This window comes from Actinokineospora alba (genome assembly GCF_004362515.1).
Taxonomy (GTDB): domain Bacteria; phylum Actinomycetota; class Actinomycetes; order Mycobacteriales; family Pseudonocardiaceae; genus Actinokineospora; species Actinokineospora alba.
Map to the genome: position 1 here is coordinate 2548121 of NZ_SNXU01000001.1, position 16321 is coordinate 2564441.

General features: G+C 70.8%; 15 protein-coding genes. 5 read left to right on the forward strand and 10 right to left on the reverse strand.

The genetic code is table 11. The annotated features are described in order from the left end of the window. Positions 1-77 precede the first annotated feature (77 nt). A complete protein-coding gene (locus C8E96_RS12165; protein ID WP_133794377.1) occupies positions 78-719 on the forward strand; it encodes a hypothetical protein in 642 nt (213 codons plus the stop codon). On the opposite strand, the gene pdxR is transcribed toward C8E96_RS12165, so the two are convergent. Beyond that, positions 720-2111 carry a MocR-like pyridoxine biosynthesis transcription factor PdxR gene (gene pdxR / locus C8E96_RS12170; RefSeq protein WP_091378536.1) on the reverse strand — a complete coding sequence of 464 codons (1392 nt, stop codon included), beginning with the start codon at positions 2109-2111 and terminating at the stop codon, positions 720-722. A gap of 47 nt (positions 2112-2158) precedes the next feature. Here pdxR and C8E96_RS12175 point away from each other — a divergent pair, with 47 nt between their 5' ends. After that, the gene (locus tag C8E96_RS12175) at positions 2159-3022 is read left to right on the forward strand and encodes a DMT family transporter (protein ID WP_091379430.1); all 864 of its coding nucleotides are present in this window, start codon (positions 2159-2161) and stop codon (positions 3020-3022) included. Here C8E96_RS12175 and C8E96_RS12180 read toward each other — a convergent pair. After that, the gene (locus tag C8E96_RS12180; protein WP_091378533.1) at positions 3019-4410 is read right to left on the reverse strand and encodes a class II fumarate hydratase; all 1392 of its coding nucleotides are present in this window, start codon (positions 4408-4410) and stop codon (positions 3019-3021) included. The two genes, C8E96_RS12175 and C8E96_RS12180, sit on opposite strands and share 4 nt — an antisense overlap. Before the next feature lie 63 nt (positions 4411-4473). On the opposite strand from C8E96_RS12180, the gene C8E96_RS12185 reads away from it, so the two are divergent. Further along, positions 4474-5451 (forward strand): NAD(P)/FAD-dependent oxidoreductase, encoded by a 978-nt coding sequence (locus C8E96_RS12185; protein WP_091378530.1) that lies wholly within the window; start codon positions 4474-4476, stop codon positions 5449-5451. Here the strand turns inward: C8E96_RS12185 and C8E96_RS12190 are convergent, their stop codons facing one another. The 3 genes from C8E96_RS12190 to glpX all read right to left on the reverse strand — a co-directional run bounded on the left by C8E96_RS12190 (position 5452) and on the right by glpX (position 10580). Continuing rightward, positions 5452-6066 carry a L,D-transpeptidase gene (locus C8E96_RS12190; protein WP_091378528.1) on the reverse strand — a complete coding sequence of 205 codons (615 nt, stop codon included), beginning with the start codon at positions 6064-6066 and terminating at the stop codon, positions 5452-5454. A gap of 134 nt (positions 6067-6200) precedes the next feature. Beyond that, positions 6201-9368, reverse strand: a complete 3168-nt coding sequence (locus tag C8E96_RS12195; protein ID WP_091378526.1) for a M14 family metallopeptidase — start codon at positions 9366-9368, stop codon at positions 6201-6203. 147 nt (positions 9369-9515) lie between these two features. Next, positions 9516-10580: a class II fructose-bisphosphatase gene (gene glpX, locus C8E96_RS12200; RefSeq protein WP_091378523.1), complete on the reverse strand. Its 1065-nt coding sequence runs from the start codon at positions 10578-10580 to the stop codon at positions 9516-9518. A 127-nt stretch (positions 10581-10707) separates the two neighbouring features. Between glpX and C8E96_RS12205 the strand changes: the two genes are divergently transcribed. Next, complete coding sequence (locus C8E96_RS12205) at positions 10708-11283, forward strand: DUF4245 domain-containing protein (RefSeq protein WP_166657956.1); 576 nt, start codon at positions 10708-10710, stop codon at positions 11281-11283. Here the strand turns inward: C8E96_RS12205 and C8E96_RS12210 are convergent. The 5 genes from C8E96_RS12210 to C8E96_RS12230 form a co-directional block, all read right to left on the reverse strand. Next, a complete protein-coding gene (locus C8E96_RS12210; RefSeq protein ID WP_091378518.1) occupies positions 11255-11923 on the reverse strand; it encodes a GNAT family N-acetyltransferase in 669 nt (222 codons plus the stop codon). The two genes, C8E96_RS12205 and C8E96_RS12210, sit on opposite strands and share 29 nt — an antisense overlap. A 223-nt stretch (positions 11924-12146) precedes the next feature. Then, complete coding sequence (locus C8E96_RS12215) at positions 12147-12350, reverse strand: exodeoxyribonuclease VII small subunit (protein WP_091378514.1); 204 nt, start codon at positions 12348-12350, stop codon at positions 12147-12149. After that, positions 12347-12769 (reverse strand): sugar ABC transporter substrate-binding protein, encoded by a 423-nt coding sequence (locus tag C8E96_RS12220; protein ID WP_228770029.1) that lies wholly within the window; start codon positions 12767-12769, stop codon positions 12347-12349. Before C8E96_RS12220 ends, C8E96_RS12215 begins: the two co-directional genes overlap by 4 nt. Positions 12770-12771: 2 nt before the next feature. After that, positions 12772-14016, reverse strand: a complete 1245-nt coding sequence (gene xseA / locus C8E96_RS12225; protein WP_091378511.1) for an exodeoxyribonuclease VII large subunit — start codon at positions 14014-14016, stop codon at positions 12772-12774. Beyond that, the gene (locus tag C8E96_RS12230; RefSeq protein ID WP_091378508.1) at positions 14013-14594 is read right to left on the reverse strand and encodes a lipid droplet-associated protein; all 582 of its coding nucleotides are present in this window, start codon (positions 14592-14594) and stop codon (positions 14013-14015) included. Before C8E96_RS12230 ends, xseA begins: the two co-directional genes overlap by 4 nt. Before the next feature lie 98 nt (positions 14595-14692). On the opposite strand from C8E96_RS12230, the gene C8E96_RS12235 reads away from it, so the two are divergent. Next, the gene (locus C8E96_RS12235) at positions 14693-15652 is read left to right on the forward strand and encodes a 4-hydroxy-3-methylbut-2-enyl diphosphate reductase (RefSeq protein WP_091378505.1); all 960 of its coding nucleotides are present in this window, start codon (positions 14693-14695) and stop codon (positions 15650-15652) included. The last annotated feature ends 669 nt before the right edge of the window (positions 15653-16321 follow it).

The window sequence follows — 16321 nt, forward strand, 5'->3', positions numbered from 1 at the left end:
CTCGATCGACACCCGCAACCTCGACGGGGGATGGCCGTCTTGTGGTGTGGGAGCAAGACGAACCAGGGAGCGGTCACATGGGAATCTTCAACCGGGTCGCGATCGCGGTGTGCGCGGTGGCCGTGGGCGTGTCGGGTTGCACGCCGGCGAAGTCCGCCGCCGCGCCGTCCCCGACGACGACGACGGGCGGTGCCGTCGCGACGCCTGCCGCCACACCGACTCCGCGTCCGTCCGAAGTGGAGACCGTGAAGAGCACGGCCAAGAAGCCGACCACCAAAGGGAAGCCCACCAAAGGCGGGAACGATGTGATCGGCCCGTTCGGCTGGCAGACGCTGCGGCTGGGCATGTCCGCCGACGCTGCCGAGGCGCTCGGGATGCTGACCCGTACCACCGAGGGCGACGGGCTCTGCGCGCCTTGGCCCGCGCTGCCGATCACCGCGCTCGACCAGGCGGTGGTCAGCGAAACGCATGGGGTGTGGGCGATCCACCCCAAGCAGGTCGACTGGATCCACACGCCTGAGGGGATGCGGATCGGCTGGACCGCGGGCCAGGTGCACGCGACGTACCCCGACTTCGATCCCGCGCACTTCGACTACGCCCACGGCCCGACCGTGGCCGTGCCCGGCAACCCGGCGGCCCTGTACCGCCTGCAGTTCAACTCCTCGCGAGTGCTGACGAAGATCATCCTTGAGTCCCGGGTGGACGTCTGCTCTGTCTGATCAGGACAGTCCGGCCAGCTCGCTGACGGCGGCGCGAAGCCGGTCGGGTGTGGTGGCCGCGTACCCGACGACGAGACCGGGAAACGGTGCCTCGCGTTCGACCAGGTAACCGGACAACGCGGGTGCGTTGATCCCGATGTCCGCCAGTTTCCCTTGCAGGGCAGCGTCATCGGTGCCGTCGGGCAGGCGCAACACGAGGTGCAGGCCCGCCGCGACACCGTGCGGGCGCCAGCCTGGCAGCTCAGCCGAGACCGCGTCGAGCAGCGCGTCGCGGCGCTGCCGGTAGAGCTGCCGGGTGCGCCGCAGGTGCCGGTCGTAGCCGCCGGAGCGCAGCAGGTGCGTGAACGCGGCCTGCGCGATCGGCGAGCACCCCAGGTCGGACAGGCGTTTGCGGTCCACCAGGCGGTCCCGCAGCGCGGTGGGCGCGACCAGCCAGCCGAGCCGGATCGCGGGAGCCAGCACCTTGCTCACACTGCCCACGTAGGCCACCCGCTCGGCGTCGAGCGCCTGGGTGGCGGCCACGGCGGGGCGGTCGTAGCGGTGTTCGGCGTCGTAGTCGTCTTCGACGACCAGCCCGTCGCGGTCGCGCGCCCAGGCCAGCAGTTCGCGCCTGCGGTCGGCGCTGAGCACGACCCCGAGTGGGAACTGGTGCGCGGCGGTCACCAGCACCACCCGGCATCCGGTGCGCGCCAACAGGTCCACCCGGATGCCCGCGTCGTCCACCGGGACGCCGACCGGGCGCAGGCCGTGCGCGGCGAACACCTCCGACATGCCCGGATGCGTCGGATCCTCGACGGCGACCTCCCGGTGTCCGTCGGCGTGCAGCACGGCGGCGAGCAGGGCGAGCGACTCCGCGACCCCGTGGGTGATCACCACGTCGCCCGCGTCGACCGCCCGCACCCGGCCGAGGTAGCCGACCAGTTCCCGGCGCAGGGTGGGGAGTCCGGCCGGGTTCGGGTAGCCGAGTTCGTCGTCGGACAGCGCGGCCAGCCCGGCGCGGGTCGCCGCCTGCCAGGCCGCGCGCGGGAACGCGCCCAGCGCGGGCAAACCGGGGCGCAGGTCGTAGCGCCAGCGGGGTTCCGCGCGGTCGGCGTCGGGACTTCGCGGGTCGGGCGGGACCAGCGTGCAGGCCACCGCCGTCCCGGAACCGTGGCGGGAGACCACGAATCCCTCGGCGGCGAGCTGGGTGTAGGCGGCGGTCACCGTCCCGCGGGAGACACCCAGCTGACCCGCCAGGTCGCGGCTTGACGGCAGGCGGGTGCTCAGCGGCAGTCTGCCTTCGCGGATCGCCGTCCGCAGCGCCGCCTCCAGCGTCCGCCCGCGGCTGCCGCGCTGCGTCTCCGCGAAGTCGGGCATCAGCAGCTCACGAAAAGTGGACCAATTCTTCGCCACGAAAGTGGAGCTTACGGGTGGACCAGTCGCCCGTGAAGCTGAATCCCGTGACGATCACCATCGCGAGACCCACCAGGCGGGGAGTGGCCGCGGGCGCGCTCGCCTGCGGCTTCATCGGCGGCAGCGTCCCCGTGTCGGGGCTGCTCACGCACTACCCGATCCTGGCGGGCCAGTCCGCCCGCTACGCCGTCGGCGCTGTCCTGATCGCGGTCTGGGCGATGGCCCGGCGCCTGCCGGTCACGGTCCCGAAGCTCAAGGACCTGCCCGCGTTGCTGGCCGTCGTCGGCGTCGGCATGATCGGGTTCAACATCTTCCTGCTCACCGCGCAGCACCACGCCGAACCGGGACTGGTGGCCGCGGTCATCGGCGGCAGCCCGCTGGTGATCGCGTTGGCGGCGCCGCTGATGTCCGGTGCGCGGCCCGCGGTCCGGGCGCTCGCCGGTGCGGCACTGGTCGTCGCGGGCATCGTCGTGCTTTCGGGCGGGGGGACGTGGAGCGGGCCGGGGTTGCTGCTCGCGGTCCTCACGATGCTGTGCGAGGCGTCGTTCACGTTGTTCGCCATCGGGGTCGTGCGCAGACTCGGCACGTTCTCGGTCGCGCTGTGGTGCCATGTCCTGGCGGCGGTGTGCGCGGGCCTCCTCGCGGTGCCTTTCGACGGGGTCTTCCGGTTGCCGACGACCGTGGAGCTGGTCGCGGTGCTGGCGGTCGCGGTGATCACCGTGGTGGCGTTTTGCCTTTGGTACCACAGTGTTTCGGTGCTTGGGGCCGGGCGGGCGGCGGTGTTGATCGGGGTGATGCCGGTGTCCGGGCTTGTGGTCGCGGTGGCCCTGGGGGCGCAGCCGCTGACGATCGTCGCGCTCGCGGGCGCCTCGATCGTCGCCGCGGGCTGTGCGGTCGGTCTGCGCGGCTAACGGCCGCCGCGGGCCATTCGCAGCACGTCCAGTGCCTCGTCGAGCTGTTCGACCGTGAGCTTCCCGGCGTCCACGTGACCACGGTCGAGGACGACGTCGCGGATCGTCCGGCGTTCTTTCAGCGACTGCTTCGCGATCGACGCCGCCTCTTCGTAGCCCAGGTACTTGTTGAGCGGGGTCACGATCGACGGTGACGATTCGGCCTGCTCGCGCAGCCGCTCCACGTCGGGCTCCATGCCCGTGATCACCTTGTCCGCGAGGAGCCTCGACACCGCCGCGATCAGGCGAGCCGACTCCAGGACGTTGCGGGCGATCACCGGCAGCATCACGTTGAGCTGGAAGTTGCCCTGGCTGCCCGCGAACGCCACCGCCGCGTCGTTGCCGATGACCTGGGCGACGACCATCATCGTCGCCTCCGAGATCACCGGGTTGACCTTGCCCGGCATGATCGACGAACCCGGCTGCAGGTCCGGCAGGGCCAGTTCGGCCAGGCCGGTGCGGGGGCCCGAGCCCAGCCAGCGCAGGTCGTTGGCGATCTTGAACAGGGACACCGCGACCGTGCGCAGTTGGCCCGATGCCTCGACCACCGAGTCCTGGGTGGCCTGGGCCTCGAAGTGGTCGCGGGCCTCGGTCACCGGCAGCCCGGTGACCCGCGCCAGCTCGCCCGACACCAGCCCGCCAAAGCCTTCGGGGGCGTTGAGGCCGCTGCCGACCGCGGTCCCGCCGATGGGCAGTTCGCCGAGCCGGGGGAGCACCGACTCCAGCCGTTCGACGCCGTAGCGGACCTGGGCGGCCCAGGCGCCCGCCTCCTGGGCGAGGGTCACCGGGACCGCGTCCATCAGGTGCGTGCGGCCGGACTTGACCACGCGGCCCCAATGCGAGGCGCGGGCTTCGATGGCCTCGGCCAGGTGCGTCAGCGCGGGGATCACGTCGTCGACCACTGCCTCGGTGGCGGCCAGGTGGATCGTCGTGGGGAAGGTGTCGTTGGAGGACTGGGAGGCGTTGACGTGATCGTTCGGGTGAACTTCGCGGCCGAGGGCGCGGGTGGCCAGGGTGGCGATCACCTCGTTGGCGTTCATGTTCGACGACGTGCCCGAGCCGGTCTGGAACACGTCGATGGGGAACTGGCCGTCGTGCCTGCCGTCTGCCACCTCGGCGGCGGCGTCGGCGATCGCGTCGGCCATGTCCGCATCGAGGACGCCCAGCTTGGCGTTCACCCGGGCTGCGGCGGCCTTCAGCAGCCCGAGGGCCCGGATCTGGGCCCGTTCGAGGGGACGGCCCGAGATCGGGAAGTTCTCCACCGCCCGCTGCGTCTGCGCCCGCCAGAGTGCGTCGGCGGGGACGCGGACCTCGCCCATGGTGTCGTGCTCGATGCGGTACTCGGCCATACGTCCAGTGTCACCCCGTTTTGGAAGCTGGGCATGGTCAGCTTCGGCACATAGGGTGGAGGGATGACGGCTCCTGTGGATGTCGACCTGCTGATCGTCGGCGCGGGCCCCACCGGCCTGTTCGCCGCCTACTACGCGGGGTTCCGCGAGCTGAGCACGGTCGTGGTCGACTCGCTGCCCGAGCCCGGCGGCCAGGTCACCGCGATGTACCCGGAGAAGATGATCTTCGACGTGGCCGGGTTCCCCGCCGTGCTCGGCCGCGACCTGGTCAACGCGCTCGTCGAGCAGGCCGAGCAGTACAAGCCGACCTACCTGCTGGGCAGGCGGGCCCGTGAGCTGTCCGAAGTGGACGGCAAGTTCGAGGTCACGCTGGACGGCGACACCGTCGTGCGTGCCGGGGCCGTGCTGATCACCGCCGGGATCGGCGAGTTCACCCCGCGCCCGCTGCCCGCTGGCGACGGCTGGCTCGGCCGCGGCATGGTCCACTTCGTGCCCGCCCTGGAAGTGCACCGCGACCAGGACGTCGTCATCGTCGGCGGCGGCGACTCCGCGTTCGACTGGGCGCTGGCCCTGCACCCGATCGCGTCGAGCGTCACCCTCGTCCACCGCCGCGCCAAGTTCCGCGCGATGCCCGCGACCGTGCGCCAGGTGGAGAACCTCGGCGTCCGCATCATCACCGACGCCCAGGTCACCGCGCTGCGCGGCGACGACGAAGGCCTCCACGAGATCGACGTGCTGGTCGGCGGCGAGGTCGAGGTGCTGCCCGCCCAGGCCGTCGTCGCCGCGCTCGGGTTCACCGCCGACCTCGGGCCGATCGAGTCATGGGGCCTGGAGATCGACCACCGCAGCATCTCCGTCGACTCCACCATGCGCACCGCGCGCGACCGGATCTACGCGGCGGGAGACGTGGCGGCGTACCCGGGCAAGGTCAAGCTGATCGCGACCGGTTTCGGTGAGGCGGCCACGGCGGTCAACAACATCGCCGTGGCCCTCAACCCCGAAGCGCACCTGTTCCCCGGCCACTCAAGCAACGCCGAATAGCTACGGAACAACCTGCACGATCGCCCCGACCGGCAGCGAGTTGTAGTACTGCTTCGCGGCGGCGTTCGACAGGTGGATGCAGCCGTGCGACTGCACGGTCAGGCTGCCCGCGTGGAAAGCGATGCCGCCGTTGAAGAACACCGAGTACGGCATCGGCGCGTTGTTGAAGATGCTGCTCTTGTGGTCGATGTCCTTCCAGCCCACCTTGAACGTGCCGACCGGCGTCCGGTAGCCCGGGCGGCCGTGGGTGATCGGGACCGGACCGTAGACGACCTTGCCGTCCTTGAGCAGCCACGACTTGTTGGCCGAGAGGTCGATGCACGCGTCTGCGGTCGCCTTGCACGGGCTGCCCTGCGTCTGCGGTGCGGGCGGCTTCGTCGTGGTCGGCTTGGGCTTCGGCTTCGTGGTCGTCGTGACCGGCGGCTTCGTCGTGGTGGTGGTCGTGGTCGTCGGCGCGGCCGTGGTGGTTAATGGCGTCGTCGTCGGCGCCTTGGACGTCGTCGTCGTGGTGGTGGTGCTTCCGACCTGGGCGGCGGGCTCCGGCGTGCTTCCACACGCGGTGAGCAGAGCCATCGCGACGATCGTCGCCCCCAACATCGTCTTGCTGACCCGCATGTCCAGCTCCTTGTCGGCTAAGTGGGACAAGCCCCTACCGACAAGACGCCCCTGGACCACGGAAAGTTGCTGTCCGCTACCAACCCGTTATCCCGCGACTTGGGCGGATCGACGCCCAAGTCGCGGGATCGCGGTCAGCGGAGCAGGTAATCGACCACCCGGTCCATGACCGTGTTGCGGGTGGCGGCATCGGAGACACCTTCGAATCCGAAGCCCAGGTAGACCGTGTCCGGGGTTCCGACAGCCGCCCCTTCCTTGATGCCGAGTCCGCCGCGGCGGACCCAGTCGTTGAAGTTGGGGCCCTCGATCCCCGCCTCGTCCTGCGGTGCGCCGGGAACGGTCCAGCCGTCCATCACGTCACCGTCGTCCTCGAACGAGGTGGATCCCTCGCCGGTCGACACCTCGATGTCGTCGATGAAGACACCCGGGAACTGCTGCACGCCCCAGTCGCTCAGGGCCGTGATGGACAGTTCGACCTGCTGGTTCGCGTACGCCCCAAGGTCGATCGTCCACTGCTGCCAGCCGGAGGAGGCTCCGTTCGCGGCGTTCCAACTCCCCGTCGTGCCCGTGTTGGAGCACGTCCCGGTCGCCGGGTCGAACGTCTGGTAGTGCGTCAGGAACGGGTGCAGCACGTTCGCCGCGTCAGCGGGGTTGCTCCAGCCGCCCGGGCACGACTCGTCACTGCTCAGATCCGACGAGGTGTGCCCGTTCAGGTCCGGCAGCGTCGTCCAGTTGTCCTGTCCGACCGTGTGCGCCTCGACGATCAGGTAGTCGAAGCTCAGCTCGAGGTTGTAGCTCGTCCAGAACGACAGCGTCGCGCCGCCCGCGGGCACCGTGATCGTGCGCGACAGGCGCTTGTACGCCTCATCGGCCCGGTCCGACCACATGAACTGCGTCCCGGTGTGCGGGTCGAACGGCCCCGCGAGGCCGCTCAGGTACTCGGCCGCCGGCCAGCTCTCGAACTGCGGGAAGCTGCCCTCCGGGTCGGTCACCTTGAGGAAGTCGCCGGTCGTGATGAACGACGAGTTGCTCGCCTGGTTCTGCGCGCTGTCGGCGCCGTTGATGGTCATCGCCAGCCCGGCCAGCGGGTCGTCGATCCCGTTGATCGGGAACGGCTCCCCGGTGTTGGGGTCGCTGCCGCCATCGGGAGAGGTGATCGCCGCACCGAAGAAGTACTCGATCGGGTCACCCTGCGAGTTGCCGGACCCGGACAGCGCGAGGCAGCGGGCCTCCACGACTGGGTCCGCGCGGCACTGCCGGTTCTCGAACGGGTCGTACAGCTGCGTGCCGAGACCGGTCGTGTACTGCTGGCCCGCGCGCTGCCCGGTGTAGAGCACGCGCCCGCCCTCGTTGAGGAAGTCACGCACTTCGAGCAACTCCTGCATCGCCAGCCGCGACGCGTTGCCCGGGCCCCACCCGAGCTCGCGGGTCACGACATCGTCGCCGGTGTACCAGACGACGGCGTCGTAGTGGCTGAGCACGCCGAGGTTGTCCGGCGCGGTGCGGCCGCGGGCGTCGACGTCGTAGACGTCGAAGGCGACGCCGTTGGCGGTCAGCGCGTCCGCGTAGTAGGACAGGTACTGCGGCGCGGTGACGCCCGGCTTCGGCGGGGACGCGCCCGTGTAGTCCTCGGCCGCGACGATCAGGACTCTGCGGTCGCTGTTGGACGCCACCTGGTAGGTGAACGAGCCGCTGACCTGGCCGCCGCCTTCGAACCACACCCTGACGCTGTCACCGGGCGACGTGCCTGTCACCTGCCCGCCGACGACGTGGAAGTGGGTGCCGTTGCCGGGGCCGTAGCGCTCGCCGCCGGTCCACTCCGCGGTCGGCTTCGACTGCACCGGGCCGGTCCCGACCTGGTACTTGAGCGTGACGGCGCCGAGGCTGCGCTTGGCCAGCACGCGAACCTCCTGCGGGTCGCCGTAGGAGACGGCGAACCGGAAGTCGAACACCGACGTCTGGCCGTTCTGCGGGTCGATGTCGTCCTGGTCGAGGTAGAACGGCTCGACCCCGATGCCGACCGGCGAGACCGGGTCGGCGGGGTTCCTCGCGGACTTCGCGAGACCGAGGTGGAAGGGGAGTGTCTTGACGAACTCCGCCTGCACGAGCGCCTCGTCGTCCGGGAACACGAAGCCCGCACCGGGGACGCCCTCACCCAACTCGGGGGTGAAGGCGACCGTGCCGCCGTTCGTGTCCGCGTAGTCGGTCGTCTCGCCGTTGGTGACATACAGCGTGTCGGCGGACTGGCCGGGGTTGAAGCCCGCGATGGCCGGGTTGGCGTCGGTGCCGCCGAGCGCGACATAGAGCGGGTTGTCCGCGTCGGCCGTGCCGACCTGCCAGCCCTGCGGGTACAGCAGCCACTCGCCGAAGGAGTGCAGGTTCGACTGGAACCGCGGCTTGACCTTGTCGATCAGTCCCTGCATCGCGATCGTCTCGGGCTCCGAAGCGGCGTTCGGACCGCGGTAGGTCTCGTCGGCTGGGTTCGGCGACGATCCCTCGTTGTCGTAGCCCCAGTGCTCGTCGAAGTTGCGGTTGGGGTCGACACCGTCGCCGATGGTGATCTGCCCGTCGTTGTTGTTGTCGCGCGCGTTCTTGCGCCACAGGCGCTCGTGGTCGAACGAGTACTGGTAGCCGTCCGGGTTCGCGACGACCACGAACCACAGCTCGGTGTTGCGGAGCACCGACTTGATCTCCGCGTCGTCTGCTTTCCAGCGGTTGATGACATGGTGGAGGGTGCGGCGGTTCACCTCGACGCTGATCCACTCGCGCGCGTGCTGCAGCGACGAGTAGAGCACCGCCGGTCGCGAGCCGTCGGGCACGCCGCGCGCGCCCTGCGTGACCTTCAGGGCGATGATGTCGCGCCCCTGGTGCGTCCGCCCGAGCGTGACGAGCTTGACCAGATTGCGGTTCGCGTTCGCCACGGCGACCAGTTCGTCCCTGATGCCGCCGGGTTCGTCCCAGGAGCGCCACACGGTGAAGCCGTTCGCCGCCTGCGCGGCGGCCTGCTGGCTCACGGTCTGGCCCTGCCCGTTGCGCTTGAGCGTGACCCGCACGCCGGAGGCGGCCAGCTTGTCGCGCTGGTCCTCGGTCAGCACGACGTCGGCCCGCACACCCGACTGCGTCTGACGCAGGGCGGCGAGTTCGAGCCCGGGGGCGGCCTCCGAGATCGTGTCGGCCTGGCCTTCGACCGTGTACATCTCGAGCGCCGGATCCGCCGGCCTCGCGACCGCGACCGGTGGCGCCATGGCCAGGGCGAGAATGAATGTGGCAAGGACTACCAGCACGCGACGCGTCGAGCGCATGATGCGCCTCCCCGTTGGGGTTCGAAGACGGCTTCCTGCGCCTAGTCCATCGCCCCTGGTCAGACGTTCGTTGCACCCTTTCGGCCGGGGTGACACTCCGCATCCGGTGGTGCCCGCTCCGCCGTCGGAGCGGGCACCCGGACGGGCTTACGGCAGCGGCGGGAGTTCCTGCTCGTCGTCCTCCGCCGAGCGGTCGAAGTCGACCGACGCGTACTCGCGCAGCTTGGTCAGCCGGTGGAAGCCGTCGATCATCCGGACCGTGCCCGACTTCGAGCGCATCACGATGGACTGCGTGGTGCAGCCGCCCGCCCGGTAGTGCACGCCGCGCAGCAGGTCGCCGTCGGTGACGCCGGTGGCGCAGAAGAACACGTTGTCGCCGCCGACCAGGTCGTCGGTGAGCAGCACGCGGTCGAGGTCGTGGCCCGCGGCGATCGCCTTCTCCCGCTCGGCGTCGTCCTTCGGCCACAGCTTGCCCTGGATCGCGCCGCCCATGCACTTGAGCGCGGCCGCGGCGATGATGCCCTCGGGGGTGCCGCCGATGCCGAGCAGCATGTCGACGCCGGTGTTCGGCCGGGCCGCGGAGATGGCGCCCGCGACGTCGCCGTCGGAGATGAAGTGGATGCGCGCGCCCGCCTCGCGGACCTCGTGCACCAGGGAGTCGTGGCGCGGGCGGTCGAGGATGCAGACCGTCACGTCGGACACGTCGCTGTGCTTGGCCTTCGCGACCCGGCGGATGTTCTCCGCGACCGGCGCGGTGATGTCGACGACGTCGGCCGCCTCGGGGCCGACGGCCAGCTTCTCCATGTAGAAGACCGCTGACGGGTCGAACATGGCGCCGCGCTCGGCGACCGCGAGGACCGCGAGGGCGTTGGGCATGCCCTTGGCCATCAGGGTGGTGCCGTCGATCGGGTCGACCGCGACGTCGCAGTCGGGGCCGTCGCCGTTGCCGACCAGCTCACCGTTGTAGAGCATGGGCGCTTCGTCCTTCTCGCCCTCGCCGATGACCACGATGCCGCGCATGGACACGGTGTGCACGAGCTTGCGCATGGCGTCGACCGCGGCCTGGTCGCCGCCGATCTTGTCGCCCCGGCCGACCCAGCGGCCCGCGGCCATCGCGGCGGCCTCGGTGACCCTGACCAGCTCCATCGCGAGGTTGCGGTCGGGTGCTTCCCGGCGGCGCGCGGGGGTAGCGCTGGTGGTCGAGGTGGTCATTCTGCCTCCCGGATCGGCGCGGCCTGCGGTGTGAGACCACCTCGCATCCTCCCAGATGGGAGGGGCCGGAGCGGAATCCCCGGGGGCGTGCCCCTCGTCACGACGCGCCGCCTGCGACGATGGGGCGGTGGCACCTCCCCAGCGCCCCGACCGGGCATCGCACACCCTGCGCGACATGCTGTTGTCGCTGCTGGCCCTGTTGTTGATCATCGGGTCGCTGCTCGTGTTCAACCGCGGCTGCTCGTTCAGCCCCGGCCCGCCGGAGGCCGACCCGGCCACGGCTCCCACGGTCGACGCCGCCGTGGACCTGGCCCGCTACGCCCGCACCGCCGACTTCGCCATCCGCCTCCCGGCCCTGCCGGGCGAGTGGCGGGCGAACTCGACCAGCTCCGGGCCGGTCGACCCGGTCTCGGTGGTCGTCCGGGTCGGGTGGATCACCCCCGGCCACTTCGTCCAGCTCAGCCAGTCCAGCGCCGTGCCCGCGGAGGTCGTGCGGGTCGAGACCGGCCAGGAGTCGGCGCCGACCGGCCAGGTCGAGGCGGGCGGCCGGTCGTGGCAGGTCTACCCGGGCCGCCGCGACGAACGCGCCTGGGCGACCGAGCTTGACGGGGTGACGCTGATGATCACCGGCAACGGCACCGAGGAGGAGTTCCGCACCCTCGCCACCGCCGTCCTCAAGGCCGAGCCGCTGCCTCGGTCGTAGGGATTCCGAACAACGGCAGGCAGCGGTCGAGACCCTCGATCGTGACCGGCACGGTGCGGTGCCGCTCCCAGTCGGCCTTGGTGAGGCGCAGTCGCTGGTCGATGGCCAGGGTTCCGTCGACCACCAGCCGCTCGATGCCGTCCGGCCGGTAACCGAGTTTGCGGGAGACGGCGTGCGAAGCGGTGTTGGTCGGGAAAGCGGCGGAGACAGCGTCCTGCGCGCCGAGGCCCGCGAAGGCCAGGTGCAGCACCGCGGCCCGCATCTCGGTGCCGATGCCCTGCCCATGGTGGCGTTTCCCGACCCACGAGCCGGTGGACACCTCCCGGGTCACCGCCAACTCGCGCGCCCGGATGTTCTGCCTACCGACTGGCACGCCGTCGCGGAACACGGCGAGGTCTAGTGACCACCTGTCCGGCGACCACTCACCCAACTGCTGCCAGTGGCGCTGGATGACCGACCGCGCCACCTCGGCGGGCGGACGGGTTGTCCACGGCACGATGAACGGCATCTCATCCGGATCATGGATGCCCGCGCCCGCCAGCTCGCCCAGCGCGCTGAGTTCCGCATCCGAAGGCAACCGCAACTCCAGGCGTGGCGTGGTCAGCCGAAGCCCGAGCACGGGGAAGTGGTCGACAAGCATGGCTCATCGTGACGGCAGGGCAGCCCTGGCGTCACGCCGTTTTCGACCCACCAACTGGCAAAACGGCCCGACGCCCCCAAAAGACAACCCCCACCCGCCCTGGGGGGCTGCCCTTTGCCAGTCTATCGGCGTAGGGGCGCGAAAGGACCAGGCTGCTCACGGGTGTGGATGGTCGCGCCGCGTTGTGGATAAATCGCCGGTTCGGGTTGCGCGTTAAGGACCGTCAGTCGGTTTCCGCCTCGACGGCGGCCAGCGCCGTCTCGACCCGCTCGCGGGCGCCCGCCAAGTGCCGGTCGCAGATCTTGGCCAAGGCCTCACCGCGTTCCCACAGGGTCAGTGAGTCCTCAAGGGACAGTCCGCCCGCTTCCAGCTTCGCCACGACGGACGCCAGCTCGTCGCGGGCCTGTTCGTATCCGGGCTCGGTCACCGTGCGGGACTCCTCATTCGGTTGTGCGCGCGCACCAGGGCGGTGGCGACCGCCTGGTCGAAGCCGACGAAGGCCTCAGCGAAGTCTGCACCATCACCGTCGGCCACCGCCTCCTCGATGCGGGTGCGGGCCCGATCGATGCGGCCCCGGTGGCACGCGCCGTCGCCGTTCCACCACGCGGCGCCCGCGTAGGTCGATGTGGCGTCGGCGAGTTCGCGGAGTCTGCCGGGCAGTGACCGGCCCGCCGTGTCGCAGCCCGCGAGCAGTGCGGTCCAGCACTCGGCGGCCGCGGCGTCGGCGCGGGTGGCCGACGGGTGCAGCGCCGGGACACCCGAAGCGGTGGCGACAGTGAGCGGGAGGAACGACGATTCCCGGTACGACACAGGGAGAACCGGCCTCGGCCGGTCGGTCTCGCTCACGGCTACCTCCCTTCGGCGGGCGCGTCCCGATCGCCGGTGACGACCGCGTGCAGTGCGCCGTCCGCGACCCGGATCCGCAGACGGGTGCCCTCCGGAGCGTCCTCGATGGAGCGGAGAACCCGGGGAGTCCCGTCGGTATCGGTGAGCTGGACGACCGCATACCCGCGAGCAAGCGTGGCGGCTGGCCCCAGGGTCGTCAAGCGGGCCCGCGTCGCGGCGAGCGCCGACTGCTCCGCCGCGAGCCTGCCCAGCAGCGCGCGCCTGCCGCGTTCGGCGAGCGCGTCGACCTGTTCCGCGCGCCTGGCCAGCGGAGTCAGGGGGTCGGCGAGCACCGGCCTGCTGCGCAGCGAGTCGAGCAGGCGGCGTTCGCGGTCCACCCACCCGTGCAGGGCGCGGCGGGCACGATCACGCAGATGGCGTATCCGCGTGGACTCCTCCGCGACATCGGGAACTACCCGTTTGCCCGCGTCGGTCGGCGTCGAGCAGCGCAGGTCGGCGACGTGGTCGAGCAGCGGGGTGTCCGGCTCGTGGCCGATCGCGCTGATCACCGGTGTGCGGCACGCGGACACCGCGCGGCACAGCGTCTCGTCCGAGAACGGCAGCAGATCCTCCACCGAGCCGCCGCCGCGGGCGATCACGATGACCTCGACCTCCGGGTCTTTGTCCAAAACGGACAGTGCGTCGAGAATCTGCGGCACGGACAGCGCCCCTTGCACGGCGACGTTCTCCACCCGGAAGTCGACAGCGGGCCAGCGGGCCTTCGCGTTCACCAGCACGTCGCGCTCCGCGGCGGACGCGCGACCGGTGATCAGGCCGATCTTGCGTGGCAGGAACGGCGGGCGCTTCTTGCGCTTCGGGTCGAAGAGCCCCTCGGCGGCCAACAGCTTGCGCAACCGCTCGATGCGCGCGAGCAACTCGCCGATACCGACCGCGCGGATCTCGTCCGCGCGCAGGCTCAGCGTGCCGCGGTTCATGAAGAACGTCGGCTTCGCGTGGACGACCACGCGGGTGCCGTCGGTCAGCGGCGGCTCATGCAGCCGCAGCAGGCCGGTCGGGCAGGTGACGGTCATGGACACGTCGGCGGCCGGGTCGCGCAGCGTCAGGAACGCCGTGCCGGTGCCCGGGCGGGCCGAGATCTGGGTGAGCTGGCCCTCGACCCACACGGTGCCCAGTCGGTTGATCCACTCGGAGATCTTGCGGGCGACCGTGCGGACCGGCCACGGCTCTTCGGCTGTCGACCCCGTCACGTCTGGTCGCGCACCGTCGCGATGCGGCGGGTGAGCATGCCGACGAACGACGGCCGGTTCTCACTCGCCCGCTCGTAGGCCAGCGCCTCTTCGAGGTCGGCCACCGAGAACGCCCGCAGCCGGGCGCGCAGCTGCGGCAGCGACAGCTCGTCGTAGTTCGGGATGGACGCCGGGGGAGACACGGCCGCGGTGATCGCCTGCTCCTCCTGCTCCCACGGGTCCGCCGCGGCGGGATCGTCGGGCACCTCGACGTCAGCCTGCTCGGCGGCGGGCTCGTCGTCGATGTCGTCGTCGGTGACCCGGTCGAACGCGGGGCGGCTCAGGTCGTAGTTGTCGACGTCCTCGTCGAAGGTCGCCCACTCCGGCGCCTCTTCGACCGGGCGCAGCGCCGCCAGGGCCTCATCGCCCTTGATGGCCAGCTCGGTGACGTGCTGCTGGACCCGCATCGTCGCCTGCAGGGCCTGGCTGACCACGGTCACCGGCAGGCCCGCGATCTGGGTGGGCAGCTCGCGGGCACGCTCGACCGCGGTGGCCGCGAGCCCAGCCGCGAGGCGCAACGGCAGGGGGAGAGACTTCATGGTCCTAGCCTGCCCGAATCCGGCGGATCTGCACAGCGAGGAGCGGTCGAGACACGGGCCACACCCGGGCTCGGCGGCACGCCCGTACCCTTGGAGTCATGAGTGCTCCGACCAAACGCGTCCTACTTGCCAATCCGCGCGGCTACTGCGCCGGGGTGGACCGTGCGGTCATCACCGTCGAGAAGGCGCTGGAGACCTACGGCCCGCCGGTGTACGTCCGCAAGGAGATCGTGCACAACCGCCACGTCGTGGAGACCTTGCGCGAACGCGGCGCGATCTTCGTCGACGAGGCCGACGAGGTGCCCGAGGGCGCGCTCGTGGTGTTCTCCGCCCACGGCGTGTCGCCCGCGGTCCACGAGCAGTCGGCCGCGCGGAACCTGCGCACCATCGACGCCACGTGCCCACTGGTGACCAAGGTCCACTTCGAAGCCAAGCGCTTCGCGAAGGAGGACTACGACATCCTGCTGATCGGCCACGAAGGCCACGAGGAAGTCGAAGGCACCGCGGGCGAGGCCCCCGAGCACGTGCAGCTCGTCGACGGCCCGGAGGACGTGGACAAGGTCGTCGTGCGCGACCCGTCGAAGGTCATCTGGCTGTCGCAGACCACCCTGTCGGTCGACGAGACAATGGAACGCGTCGACCAGCTCCGCGAGCGCTTCCCGGATCTGCAGAACCCGCCGAGCGACGACATCTGCTACGCCACCTCGAACCGTCAGGTCGCGGTCAAGGCGTTGGCGCCGGAGTGCGACCTGGTGCTCGTCGTCGGCTCGACCAACTCCTCCAACTCCAAGCGCCTCGTCGAGGTCGCGCTGCTGGCGGGGGCTCAGGCGTCTTACCTCGTCGACTACGCGCACGAAGTGGATGAGGCCTGGCTGGAGGGCGTCACCACGGTGGGCGTGACCAGCGGGGCGTCGGTGCCGGACAACCTGGTGATGGACCTGTTGGCGTGGCTGGCCGAGCGCGGGTATGGCGAGGTCGAAGAGGTGACGACGGCGAACGAGAAGATCGCTTTCGCGCTTCCGCCTGAGCTGCGTAAGGACCTCAAGCCGGCGAAGTGATCTTTGGTTGTGGGCGGGCGGTTCCCGATGGGGGCCGCCCGCTTTGTTCTCTCCGGCCTCGTTCTCTCCGGCCTCGCTCCGCGGGGGACGAGTCTCCCTCGGCCTCGATTGTTTAACTCTCGGGCGGCGGTATCAAGGGCGGCCGCAAGCGGCCGTCGCTGCGCGATCGGCAAGCCGACCCTTGACACCGCCGCCCGAGAGTTAAGTGCGGCCAGGACGAGGGTGCAGGGGGAAGTGCAGGGATTAGGTGCTCGATTCGAGCCTGCCTTGGGTGGTCTTGATGTCTCGGTCTCGCCCCGGGCTTGGTTCGGCTGAGCTGCTTCCAGCCCAGCCCAGCCCAGCCCAGCCCAGCCCAGCCCAGCCCAGTCGGCCCGGGCTCAGCTCAGCCCAGCTCGGCTTGGCCCGGCCCGCTCAGCGCAGCGCAGCTCGGCCGGTTCGGCCCGGCCCGGTCCGGCCCGGCTCAGCTCAGCCGGCCCAGCTCGGCTTAGCCCGGCCCGCTCAGCTCGGCCCAGGTCAGCTGGCTCAGCTCAGCTCAGCTCAGCTCAGCTCGGCTTGGCCCGGCCCGCTCAGCGCAGCGCAGCGCAGCTCGGCCGGTTCGGCCCGGCCCGGTCCGGCCCGGCCCGGCTCAGCTCAGCCGGCCCGGCTCAGCTCAGCCGGCCCAGCTCGGCT

What these genes read in the sequence shown, in the direction of transcription:
- C8E96_RS12165 (WP_133794377.1), top strand. Translation starts at nt 78, where the DNA reads ATGGGAATCTTCAACCGGGTCGCGATCGCGGTGTGCGCGGTGGCCGTG.
- C8E96_RS12180 (WP_091378533.1), bottom strand. Translation starts at nt 4,410, where the DNA reads ATGGCCGAGTACCGCATCGAGCACGACACCATGGGCGAGGTCCGCGTC.
- C8E96_RS12185 (WP_091378530.1), top strand. Translation starts at nt 4,474, where the DNA reads ATGACGGCTCCTGTGGATGTCGACCTGCTGATCGTCGGCGCGGGCCCC.
- C8E96_RS12190 (WP_091378528.1), bottom strand. Translation starts at nt 6,066, where the DNA reads ATGCGGGTCAGCAAGACGATGTTGGGGGCGACGATCGTCGCGATGGCT.
- C8E96_RS12195 (WP_091378526.1), bottom strand. Translation starts at nt 9,368, where the DNA reads ATGCGCTCGACGCGTCGCGTGCTGGTAGTCCTTGCCACATTCATTCTC.
- glpX (WP_091378523.1), bottom strand. Translation starts at nt 10,580, where the DNA reads ATGACCACCTCGACCACCAGCGCTACCCCCGCGCGCCGCCGGGAAGCA.
- C8E96_RS12210 (WP_091378518.1), bottom strand. Translation starts at nt 11,923, where the DNA reads ATGCTTGTCGACCACTTCCCCGTGCTCGGGCTTCGGCTGACCACGCCA.
- C8E96_RS12230 (WP_091378508.1), bottom strand. Translation starts at nt 14,594, where the DNA reads ATGAAGTCTCTCCCCCTGCCGTTGCGCCTCGCGGCTGGGCTCGCGGCC.
- C8E96_RS12235 (WP_091378505.1), top strand. Translation starts at nt 14,693, where the DNA reads ATGAGTGCTCCGACCAAACGCGTCCTACTTGCCAATCCGCGCGGCTAC.